The organism is Nostoc sp. FACHB-152, from assembly GCF_014697475.1.
Lineage (GTDB): Bacteria > Cyanobacteriota > Cyanobacteriia > Cyanobacteriales > Nostocaceae > Nostoc_B.
The window spans coordinates 57,947-69,068 of record NZ_JACJRV010000033.1 but is presented as its reverse complement, the minus strand read 5'-3'; the positions used below and the strand labels follow the sequence as shown (position 1 = coordinate 69,068).

At 42.6% G+C, this 11,122-nt stretch carries 7 protein-coding genes; 1 reads left to right on the top strand and 6 read right to left on the bottom strand.

Annotation, left to right across the window (positions count from 1 at the left end):
• Nucleotides 1–192 precede the first annotated feature (192 nt).
• The 3 genes from H6G76_RS20660 to H6G76_RS20650 all read right to left on the bottom strand — a co-directional run bounded on the left by H6G76_RS20660 (nt 193) and on the right by H6G76_RS20650 (nt 3,383).
• Nucleotides 193–687 carry a hypothetical protein gene (locus tag H6G76_RS20660; protein WP_190704790.1) on the bottom strand — a complete coding sequence of 165 codons (495 nt, stop codon included), beginning with the start codon at nt 685–687 and terminating at the stop codon, nt 193–195.
• Between the two features lie 845 nt (nt 688–1,532).
• Nucleotides 1,533–2,921 carry a right-handed parallel beta-helix repeat-containing protein gene (locus H6G76_RS20655; protein ID WP_190704788.1) on the bottom strand — a complete coding sequence of 463 codons (1,389 nt, stop codon included), beginning with the start codon at nt 2,919–2,921 and terminating at the stop codon, nt 1,533–1,535.
• A 321-nt stretch (nt 2,922–3,242) separates the two neighbouring features.
• Nucleotides 3,243–3,383, bottom strand: a complete 141-nt coding sequence (locus H6G76_RS20650) for a hypothetical protein (RefSeq protein ID WP_190704786.1) — start codon at nt 3,381–3,383, stop codon at nt 3,243–3,245.
• Between the two features lie 277 nt (nt 3,384–3,660).
• Between H6G76_RS20650 and H6G76_RS20645 the strand changes: the two genes are divergently transcribed.
• On the top strand, nt 3,661–3,996 hold the full coding sequence (locus H6G76_RS20645) for a transposase (RefSeq protein ID WP_313934810.1): 336 nt from the start codon (nt 3,661–3,663) through the stop codon (nt 3,994–3,996).
• 85 nt (nt 3,997–4,081) lie between these two features.
• On the opposite strand, the gene H6G76_RS37785 is transcribed toward H6G76_RS20645, so the two are convergent.
• The 3 genes from H6G76_RS37785 to H6G76_RS20630 all read right to left on the bottom strand — a co-directional run bounded on the left by H6G76_RS37785 (nt 4,082) and on the right by H6G76_RS20630 (nt 11,111).
• Nucleotides 4,082–8,230 (bottom strand): hypothetical protein, encoded by a 4,149-nt coding sequence (locus H6G76_RS37785; RefSeq protein WP_190704784.1) that lies wholly within the window; start codon nt 8,228–8,230, stop codon nt 4,082–4,084.
• Between the two features lie 287 nt (nt 8,231–8,517).
• Nucleotides 8,518–10,704, bottom strand: coding sequence for an AAA-like domain-containing protein (locus H6G76_RS20635; protein WP_190704782.1), 2,187 nt, complete (start codon nt 10,702–10,704; stop codon nt 8,518–8,520).
• A 23-nt stretch (nt 10,705–10,727) separates the two neighbouring features.
• Nucleotides 10,728–11,111: a response regulator gene (locus tag H6G76_RS20630; protein ID WP_242056470.1), complete on the bottom strand. Its 384-nt coding sequence runs from the start codon at nt 11,109–11,111 to the stop codon at nt 10,728–10,730.
• Nucleotides 11,112–11,122 lie beyond the last annotated feature (11 nt).

The window sequence follows — 11,122 nt, the reverse complement described above, 5'->3', positions numbered from 1 at the left end:
TTAAATAGAGCTTATTGCGAATAAATGCTCTTTTTCTTTTACCACAAATTGCTACACTCTTTGTAAGATAAGCATTCTAGACCATTTTGTCCCCCCGCAAGGTTTCATTCACTTGGTAGAACTTACCTCCATTTTCTAGCGATTGCCATAGTTTCAGGCTTGACTTGTGCTGTTTTGGACAGCCTGATTTAGTTAAACAATAATGATATTAGTAGTCTGCTCAAATGACAAATTCAGAGGTAAGGTGGCAAGTTGAGTTGTGTCAAAGTAGAATCCACCCGTTGCTGGGTCATAAGTAAAGCGATTAAAATCATTTTTTCCAATCCCAAATCCAGCCCCAGAAATTTGTAGCTTGTCGTCCTGCTGAATTGAAAAATCGGTAATTGTATCAACTCCTTCAAATGGTGAATTAAAAGCAAAAGTATCAGACCCACTACCAGCAGTAATCGTGTCGTTCCCTAATCCAGCACTAATGTAATCGTTGCCATCACCTGTAATAATTGTTTTGTTATAGCTATCGTTGGTGTTAATGGTGATTGAACTTTCGGCTGTGCCTACAATTTGAGTATTTATAGAGCTACCTGTAAACAGATCAAATGTGTCAGTACTGGAACTACTCTCTTCAATATCAAACAAGTTGTTATTAAATAAGTCATCGCTCAAGCTGCTGAATGTTAGAAAATCCATATTTTTACCTTTTGTGGTGTATTACTTGACTATTAATTGCAATTAGGAAGTACAGTATCTTTATGAATGAGCTAATTGTCTAAAACATAAACTTAGTAATTATCAAGGTCTTTTTTATTGAAATAACCAATTTCCATTTTTTCTCTTGGAGATAGATAATAACGCATTTCTCCGAAATAGTTGTGGTTGGCTATGTTATCAATATTGAAATATTGAATTAGATTTTTAAAAAATACTTACAAAACTTTTTTATCAGCTTGTGTTTAAGTTTTAATAAAATCTTAGATAATGTACTTGAGTAAGAATTTTTCTCATTCATACATCAAACATAAAGTTGTTGAATTGGCAATACTTCTTGCTTAGGTATGATGAAGTATAAACAGAAGTTCTTTCTTTAGGAAGGTTACTTGCAAATGAAAATAATTTACTTACATAGGGAAAAAGCAACCTGACCTAATACATCCTTAACAAGCGAGCGATGTGCATTGATCTGAACCACCAACCGCTCTCAAAGCTAATAGCAACAATCTTCTGAGATATCCATTCTCAAACAGCATACTATCAGCCACATCATTAGCATCACTGATTTTTGAAACTTAACTTCTAACTAGCACATTTTAGGAGCCTTCTATGGCAAAGCTCTTAGCCCTCTTTTGCAAAATATGCTAGTTTCATTTGTTGCTAGCCGCGTTTTCTCGCCGCTAGCTAGGCGCTCACATCTTGGCGATCGCCTATTGAATCCAAATTGGTCAAACCCAGTCACCGTGAGCATTTGCCATTTACGGATGAGTCTATTCTTTAATTCTTTTGACTGACCTATGAACTCGCTATGCGTATATTCGTTCTTAGAATTGGTACTCGTATGCACCTATATCAGATGCTCCGCCATAAGGACGAGGGTTGTTTATAAAATCTGATTGTATTAGTTGAAGACCTTGGTTAATTGCTGGACTAGTAGACAATAATCGAAAATCTCCTGTTGAAGCATTAACAAACTGGGGATCGCCAACAATATCATTAACGCCTTTGACTTCGATCTTAGAACTATTAGCGTAGAGATTATAGTTATAGGTAACATTTGTATTATTCCAGTTACTATTTATCCTCTTACCTGGAATAGAATACATAATGTTATTCAAGATTTTGACATCTGTTGAAGTATTTGCCATGATTTGCCCATAGTCAATTTCTGGACTTTGGTTATTCAAATAAGTAGTGTTATTAACAATGTCTACATAGTCGCCTTTGAAGGTATGAATGCCGGAACCACCATTTTGATATGAAATGTTGTTAGCAATTAAGGTGCGTCCTGTATATGGCGGTAAAGTTGAGCCGTTTTGAGTATTTCTGGTATCGTCAACAATAATGCCATTGCCGTCTGTAATTTTCCCGTTTCTAACCCAGGGAATATACTGGCGATTGTTGTAGACTTTGTTGTTAGTGATATACATTTTGTATCCTGTATTGCTATCAGTATTTACGCCCTGCCCGATGGAGATGCCACTGTTAGCAAATGGAGAATACCAAGCATTATTGAATACTTCATTACCAGATATAGTTACATAGTCAGAGCGAACTGCACTAATTCCTACTCCACCACAATTATGTATTTTGTTGTTTAGGATACGTATGTGGTGAGGATAACCACCTTTTCGTCCATCAATGTAGAGACAATTTCCGCTTGTTAGTGGATTATTGGTGTTATATCGCTGAGTTTTAGCATAATTAAGGGTGATGTTAGCATTGTTGCCTTCAATATCTAACCCTTGAACCTCAATATAGGATACTCCTTTGTTAAGGACAATTCCATTCCAAGTATTATGCTTAATTTTAGGTGTATGTCCTGGGTATGCTTGGTACTTTATCCATGCCTGAGCAGTTCCAGGGCGAGATATATATACTACTGCACCAGGGTAAGTATTGGTGTACACCCCATTCATAATCAGGATGGTATCTCCTGGGTTGGTGAGATCTGCTGCTCTTTGAATTGTTCTAAAAGCAGATGAGGCAGAAAGCCCATTGTTTTTGTTGCTGCCATTACCACTTACATAATATGTAACTGGAGTAGTTGCTTGACTTATGAGCTTGGGGCTAGATACTGTCGTTTCTTTAACCGTAGAAACAGTAGATGAAGAACTTGCAAATGCTTTTGAAGAAGCGTTTATACTTTGGGCATCAATTAAACTAGTCAACATCAAAGAAAGCACGAAAGATGTGCTAATCGATAAACTCATTTTCATAACAGAAAACACACTTGGGATTTAATTACTATCATATAAAGATACTTTGAGCATCTCAGTGTGGCATCTGTGAGATTACTAAGCAATGGTATTTTTTCCAAACATTACACTAAAGAGTTTAAGTATATTTAAATACTAGTAGTTATGCAAGCAAATTTTTTGTCATCCAAACTCTAAAACATTTGCGGTAGTCACAAATAGAATTTAGACACAGGCGCACCAAAAACTGGGAAGAACCATGTGGGTATTAGCAACTTTTAGTGAGCTTGGTTTGGGGAAGGCAGAGTTTGCTATCATTTATTGCAGCTGTTGCCATTACAATGCCCGTGCTTGTTCTAATTGCTTGTACTCGTCACAATTTCTGGGATTGTGAGTTGATGACATTGCTTCTTCAAAATCCCAATTCTGAGAATTAATATCAAATAACTCAATTGCTGTATCAAAAGTACATTGCAAAAATCTGGTGTACGATTCTTCAGACTAAAGAATTGATTGTGCGTAGACGCTTTGCGGCTTATCGCAGACATCGCTATTAAAAGATTGAGATTAGTTTCGCTTGCTGCACCTTCAGCCTGTAGCCAATATATCGTGTCCGGTTAAGGGACTTCCAGAAATTAAAATATACAATTTATAAGAATGATAATCATTGTAAGGGGAAGGGGAGTGGGTTTTGCGATTTCTGCACAGATGCATTTAATCACAACTGATCAGCCGGACATGAGATCACGACTTAATTGGCAAACTGTTTGGAGACAGAGGATATACACAAAAACTCTTTAAGGAGTTATCTGAACGGGGCTTACAGTTAGTTACCAAATCTAAAAAGAACATGAAAAACTGCTTGCTAAAACTGATTGATAAAATTCTTTTACGCCAGCGTGCAGTCATTGAATCAGTGAATGATCACCTGAAAAACCTGTGTCAGATAGAACATTCTTGCCATCGTAGTGTTTTTAACTTTTTGGTCAACTTGATGGCTGGTTTGGCTGCTTATACTTATTTGCCTCACAAAGCATCTCTGGATATTTACCCCAAAGACTTACCTGCACTACCTCCTGCTGTTTTTTGATTCGTCGAACTCACGTGGGCTTTGTCAGGGTGAGGGTTACTCACATCCTACACCCTCAATACTTTTGAATTAAGAAGAACCTTACCTATGCCCCGTTGGCCAAACTGCTGTAAGAGAAAGAACTATCTGCAAAGATAAAGCTTTCAAATCCAGTCGTAGAAAGGGTAATAGCATCTCCATTGTTATTGAAGGTGAAGTTAGCTGGGTTCAAGGCATTGCCGGAAATCACACCAGAAAAAGTGAGTTCACTGCGATTGAAAGCACTCAGATCAAGAGTATCCCAGCCCAATCCACCATCAACAGTTCCAGTACCAAACCCTTTGAATTTATCATCGCCACTGTCTAGTTCAATTTTGATACCGCCACCAATAGTGACTTTTTGTTTAACTTCATCTATGGTGCTAGTGGCAGTCACTTTATCATTGCCATCGCCAGTTTTAATGGTTCCTTGTCCATAAATGCCATATGCAGTACTACCAATTTTTGTCCAAGCTTGGCCAGTCAGGATGTCATAACCATTCCCGGTATCAATTACTCCATCGTTGAAGATGCCTCTGGCGGAACCATTTGTTGTGTCTAAGATTTTGCCAGTACCTGTGATCTTGTCATCTCCGTCTCCAGTAGTCAGACTGCCAGTGTTATTAATGCCAGTCGCTGCACCGCCTTGGCCGTCACTAGAGAATTGACCGCCGCCTTCGCCACCCTTGCTGCCAGTGCCATTGCCGATGATTGTGTCGTTGCCACCTCCAGCATTTAGACTGCCAATGTTATAGATGCCGATTCCATTTCCACCATTACCACCACTAGTGCCAGAACCAGCAACAGACTCGTCCACACCGTTGCCAGCAAGACCCCCAATACCCTTGCCGATGATTGTGTCATTGCCTAACCCAGCATTGAGACTGCCATGATTGCTGATGCCGACTCCATCTCCACCATTGCCGCCGTCGCCGTTACCTTCATCGAAGCCACCAATGCTGCTGTTACCGTTACCGCCGTTGCCGCCAGTACTAGTGCCAGTAATGGTGTCTCCGCCATCTCCAGTATCTACTTTGCCACTGTTGCTGATGCCTACTGCATCTCCACCATTGCCGCCGTTGCCGTTGTTTTCACCGAAGCCCTCACTGCCGCCAATTCCATTGCCACCATTGCCACCCTTACCAGTGCCAGTAATCTGATCTTCTCCATCCCCAGTAAGTACTTCGCCACTGTTGCTGATGCCAGTTCCTGTCCCGCCTGTGCCGCCACCTATGCCTTCGGCACCATAGCCGCCAGTACCAATACCAGTAATTTTATCTTCTCCATTCCCAGCATCTACTGCACCATTGTTGCTGATGCCAATTCCAGCACCGCCGTTCTTGCCATAGAAAAGTGAGGCCTCGCCACTACTACCGCCCTTCCCGATGCCAGTGATAGTGTCATCTCCTTCTCCACCATTGAGGCTACCACTATTACTGATGCCTGTCCCCGCACCGCCAGCACCTCCGCCTCTCCCATATGCGCCATCACCACCCTTCCCGGTACCAGTAATAGTATCATTTCCGTCGCCACCATTGAGGCTACCACTGTTATTGATACCAGTCCCCGCGTCGCCATTACCGCCACCTCTGCCAGGGCCGCCATCACCACCCTTCCCGGTGCCAGTAATGGTATCATTTCCGTTGCCGCCATTGAGGCTACCACTGTTATTGATGCCTGTCCCCGCAGCAGCCGTGGTTCCGGTTAACCCATAGCTTTCGATACCATTGTCACCTCCGCCTTTTCCTGTACCAGTGATAGCATCATCTCCGTCTCCACCATTGAGGCTACCACTGTTACTGATGCCAGTCCCCTCACCGCCAAACCCGTCTACCGCACCACTGGCACTACCACTGCCAGTACCAGTGCCAGTGATAGTGTCATTTCCGTACCCGCCATCTAGACTACCACTGTTACTAATGCCGATCGCCGCACCACCAATACCGATGTCATCACGATAGTTCTTGTTTTGATTCAGTCCGCCTTTTCCTGTGCCAGTGATAATGTCATTACCATCGCCGCCATTGAGACTGCCATTGTTACTAATGCCAGTTCCTACACCGCCAGTGCCTATTTCGCCAGAACTGATGTTATCCCCACCAGTGCCAAAGCCCGTGATCGTGTCATTGCCATCGCCGCCATTGAGACTGCCAATGTTACTAATGCCAGTCCCTGCACCGCCAAGGCCGCCATTTACACTGCTACTGAAAAAATTACTGCCACTACCGCCTTTTCCTGTACCAATGATCGTGTCATTGCCATCGCCGCCATTGAGACTGCCAATGTTACTAATGCCAGTCCCCGCACCGCCAATAGTATTGTAATAAATTGTGTCGCTATTCCCGCCTGTTCCTGTGCCAATGATAGCGTCATCTCCCTCTCCGCCATTGAGACTGCCAATGTTACTGATGCCTGTCCCCGCCCCACCGACACGCGCCTCAAAGTTAACTACACCCTCGGTGGCAGGATTGTCAGTGACGTTGGCACCACTACCGCCCGTACCACTGCCAATGATAGTGTCATTTCCACCTCCGGCATTCAGGCTGCCATTGTTGCCGATGCCAGTCCCCGCACCGCCAACACCGCTAATGCTAAAAGGCCAGATCTGAGTTGCTTTACCGCTATTACCGCCTTTTCCTGTGCCAGTGATGGTGTCATCTGCCTCTCCACCATTAAAACTGCCACTGTTGCTAATGCCAGTCCCTGCACCGCCATTGCCAGCAACGCTTAAATAGCCAGAACTGCCGTTATTCGCGTCGCTGCCATTACCGCCCTGACCTGTACCAGCGATCGCGTCTTTTCCGTTGCCACCATCAAGACTGCCAATGTTACTGATGCCAATCCCTGTACCGCCATCGAGGCTGCTTGTGACACTGTTACTGCTGCCGCCAATACCCTTGCCAGTAATAGTATCTTCTCCGTTACCCGCATTGAGTTTGCCACTGTTGCTGATGCCTGTCCCTGCACCACTGTTGGCGAAGACGCTGCGCTCGTCTATGCTGCCACCATTACCAGTACCATTAATTGTGTCGTTTCCGTCCTCGGTATTGAGACTGCCACTATTGCTGATCCCGATTCCATCTCCACCGTTGCCGACAAAGATGTTGCCACCACTACCAGTGCCATTAATTGTGTCGTTTCCGTCCCCGGTATTTAGACTGCCACTATTGCTGATGCCAGTTCCATCACCGCTTTTGCCGCCTTCGTAATTAGCACCAGCACTGCCGCCAATCCCAATGCCGATGATAGTGTCTTTTGCGTCCCCGGCATTGAGACTGCCACTGTTGCTGATACCTGTGCCTGTACCGCCGTTGCCAGCCCCGAATCGGTTGGTGCCGCCCTTGCCACCAGTACCAGTGCCAGTAATTATATCTTCTCCATTCTCTGCATTCAGGCTGCCACTATTACTAATGCCAGTTGCATTACCGCCATTGATAGCTGCGTCTTTAAGATCGGGCCCATTGTTCCCATTACCAGTACCAGTAATTGCGTCGTTTCCGCCCCCAGCATTCAAACTGCCACTATTGCTGATGCCAATTCCTGTACCAATGATGCCGCCACCAGGGTCGCCACTGATGTTGTTACTACTACCAGTGCCAGTAATTGTGTCGTTTCCGTCCCCGGCATTTAGACTGCCACTATTGGCTATCCCAATTCCATCCCCACTTTTGCCGTCACTAACGCTGTTGACCTTGCCGCCAGTACCAGTACCAGTAATTGTGTCGTTTCCATCCCCAGCATTCAGGCTGCCACTATTGCTGATGCCTGTGCCTGTACTACCAAAGTTGCTGCTATCGCTGATGCCGAATTCGCTGTTGCCGCCAGTACCAGTACCAGTAATTGTGTCGTTTCCTTTCCCGGCATTCAGACTGCCACTATTGCTGATGCCTGTGCCTGTACCACCAAAGTTGCTGCCATCGCTGATGCCTGTGATATTACCACCAGTACCAGTACCAGTAATTGTGTCGTTTTCATCCTCTGTATTTAAACTGCCACTGTTGCTTATGCCTGTGCCTGTACCAGCGATGTTGCTACCTTCAAGGATGTTTTCGCCAGTAGCGATACCAGTAATCTCGTCTTTTCCTGAGCCTGTACGAATCAAACCTCCAGTTAAAATCTCAATACCAATTGCTGGAGATGTATTTACCTCTTCCCCGATTAAAGTATCGACATTAGGAGTGCCGATGAAATTGGGTGGAATGGTAAGTTTAGCCATGAGTAAAATCCTCTGGATTAGGTTGTGATCAATAGTTGGCTTATTTGGATTAGCGGCTTATGATTGCAGAAATCACTTAATTCCAATGAAATTTGAACTCATAATCAGATTTTTATCCATTCAACTACTTCTAATACCAATTCTCTGTAAAGCTGCACATTATTTTGACTCCTCCCAACCTCTCCTTAACAAGGGGAGGTGCCGCAGGCCGTGGGGTTATTTGTATGCTTCTTCATATATAAGGAAATGGTATAGGGGTGTTCGTATTTTAAAACCTCTTTTAGTTCCTATATACATCCATGCAACTCAATCCAACTACTGTCAAAAATTAATCTATAAATCCGGTTATGGACTTTGAGTAAACCTTGTTGCTTGACCACTAGCCCCGACAAGAGTAATTCCCGTTCCTCTGGGCTGTCAACGGCGACAATTTCACCTTGTTGCAAAATTCGTTTATAGATTTCTAATAGCCGAACAGGTTGGTAATCGCTTTTCAGAATGCGATCGCGAATAGTTCTTAAATGCTCTGGCTGGTCTTGAGATTCCCAGTTTTCGAGAATCTGGGTTTGCACCAAGTTCTCAATCCACTCAACTTCATGGTTGGTAGGAATAGGAGACGGAAAACTGCGAATGAACTTACAAAGCTTTTGAGTCAGAAAAGGTTGTCCGCTTGTCCAAGCTAATACTTCTTTCAGCACTACTTGCGGATTGCTCACTTTATCTGCCAAGCCTTGGAGTAAAGGTTGAGCTTCATGTTCTCTAAAGCCTTCTAGTTGAATTGCCTGACCAATATTAAAGGGTGTTCTCTTGTAATCACTAATCAAATCTGAAGGTGTCGCTACCCCAAACAGCGCAAAAGTTAAACGTTGATATTTTGGGTTAAGACTGCGCTGATTGTAGCAAAAGCGAATTAAAGCAAAAAAGTCATTCACAGGAAAATTTAAGCCCAAGACGCTATCAATTTCATCTATAAAAATAAAAAATTTTTTACTTTCAACTCGCTCTATCAAGATATCTTCGATAAATCGACTCAAACACTGGATGGGAGATAAATCTTTTTGCTCATTCCACCAAGCTTTTAGATTCACCAATCCTGGCAAATCGAAACTTTGCCATAACTCCACTATTAATCCTTTGTACCACTGGGCAGGAGTAATATTTTCACTACCAATGCGAGTCATGTCAATTGCCGCGCAGCTGTACCCCTGCTGCTGAAGATAGTGCATCATACGTACCATCAGGCTTGACTTACCCATTTGCCGCGCATTCAGAATGTAACAAAATTCACCTAGCTTCAACGCCTTGTAAAGATGACGATCTGCGGAACGTACTACATAGGTAGGAGCATCCATCGGTAAGCTACCCCCAACTTGATAATCAAAAGTTGAGGGCTGTTCTGCACTCCGCAACAGAGCATTTTCAAATACTAGTTTGGCTTGAGTGGCTTTCAGAATTTCTAGAGTTTGTGAAAGTTCTTGAGTACGCTCTTTAACTTTTTGTTCTAAGGTGCGGTTAGACTCGGCTAATGCGTCTTTTGCCTGTTGCAAGGCGATATTTTTGAACGAAAGCTCTTGAGTAAACCCAATTCGCTCGGCTTCTGCCTTTTTGCGTTGGGTAATATCTTGAAAGGCAGCTATAGCATACATAACTTGACCCTTCTCATCAAAAATTGGCGTAGCTGACACCTGCAAGGGAATCATCTTGTCAGCTTGATGAATCTCCATATCATCCACAGTCACGCTTTCACCGTTCAACGCGCGCACAATCGGTTGCTGCTGGGAAGGATAAAACTGTTCTGTCCCCGCTAGGTAGGCTTGATATACTTCATTTAATTGATCAGCTGTGACTTCGGTTAAAATTCCCTTGCCAAGTATCTGTTGTGCAGTTTGATTAGCATAGAAGGATTTGCCCTTGGCATCAACAACAAATATTCCCACTGGCACAGCTTCTAAAAATTGACCGAGCTTTCTTTCACTTTCACGTAATGCCTCTTCTGCTTGCTGGCGCACAGCAATCTCTTGTTGTAGATTGAGCAATAATTGGGCTTGAGCTTGTCGTGCTAAACGTTCTTGTAGCCAAGCTGCTTTCATCTGCTGGACGTGTTGCAGAGTTTTGTTAGTAGTAATTTCTAAATCTTGAAGGTCGAGCGGCTTAGTCAAGAAATCAAAAGCACCGCGATTCATTGCTATTCTGATATTGCCAATATCACCATAAGCAGAAATAATAATTGTTTTAATTAAGGGATATAGCTCATTTAATTTATTGAGTAAAGTTAGCCCGTCCATTTCAGGCATATAGATATCAGTGAATACTATATCTATATCTAATTCAGCTTCTAATTTCTCAAGAGCTTCAAAACCATTGTAGGCAAAAATAAACTGAAACTGCTTGTCTCGGATTTCTTTTTTAAACTTCTGGCGGATTAAAGATTTTATATCAGGCTCATCATCTACAACCAAGATTTTTACAGACATTTTGATTAATTAAATGATTTAATTTATAAATTTAATATTTTGGTTTTGAGTGTATTAAATGCAATCGGTTTTGTAATGTAGTCATCAGCCCCATATTCTTTAGCAGTTGTGTAATGATTTTCATCGTTATATGCAGTGATCATAAATACTTTTAAATTAGGTGAAATTGTTTTGATAATTTTGAGCATTTCTAATCCGCTCATGCCCGGCATATTAATATCTGCCAGAATTAAACTAATGCAGCTATTTAATTGTCTTTGTAAATATTGTAGTGCTTCTTCTGCTGAAAAAGCAAAATGTAATTCAATTTGGTTGTTTTTAATTTCTCGGCGAAATTGTTGTTCAAACAATAACTTAATATCTTGTTCGTCATCTACAATTATTATTTGCATACAAATAATACCCAAAAAATCTCCCT